This is a genomic window from Mycobacterium sp. (genome assembly GCF_008709575.1).
Taxonomy (GTDB): domain Bacteria; phylum Actinomycetota; class Actinomycetes; order Mycobacteriales; family Mycobacteriaceae; genus Mycobacterium.
This window is the reverse complement of sequence record NZ_VYIK01000213.1, coordinates 558-914: the sequence shown is the minus strand read 5'-3', so window position 1 is coordinate 914 and position 357 is coordinate 558. Positions and strand designations below refer to the sequence as shown.

The 357-nt window shown below is 65.8% G+C and carries 2 pseudogenes; one reads left to right on the top strand and one right to left on the bottom strand.

The annotated features are described in order from the left end of the window. Positions 1 to 219: pseudogene (locus F6Q13_RS17985) on the top strand (hypothetical protein); the annotation flags it as partial. Positions 220 to 281: 62 nt separating this feature from the next. On the opposite strand, the pseudogene F6Q13_RS17980 reads toward F6Q13_RS17985, so the two are convergent. Further along, positions 282 to 357 (bottom strand): annotated as a pseudogene (locus tag F6Q13_RS17980) (type VII secretion protein EsxI); the annotation flags it as partial.

Sequence of the window (357 nt, the reverse complement as noted above, 5' to 3'; positions counted from 1 at the left end):
GCCCCGGTGATGAACGCCTACGCCAGCAAGATGGAACAGCTTGGCCGGCAAAGCGGTAACGCGACCTGGCAGGACCTTGCCAATTTGGCTGCGGAGTATCGCCGCGCGTTCGTCGTCGCACTGCCCACCTACGCTCCGGCCGACAACCACCTGGCCAATGCCTCCAATTTCCTGTCGACGATGATCCTGGGTGCCTGTTCGGCAACCGGCACCGGGTAGTCGTCGCACACGCGAAACCGGGGCACGCCGCGGCATGCCCCGGTTTTAGTCGCGTGCGGGCTTCAGGCCCAGCTGGAGCCGACGGCGCTGTCGGTGGACGCCATGTTGGAACCGGCGGTCTGCACCTTTTGGCCGTGG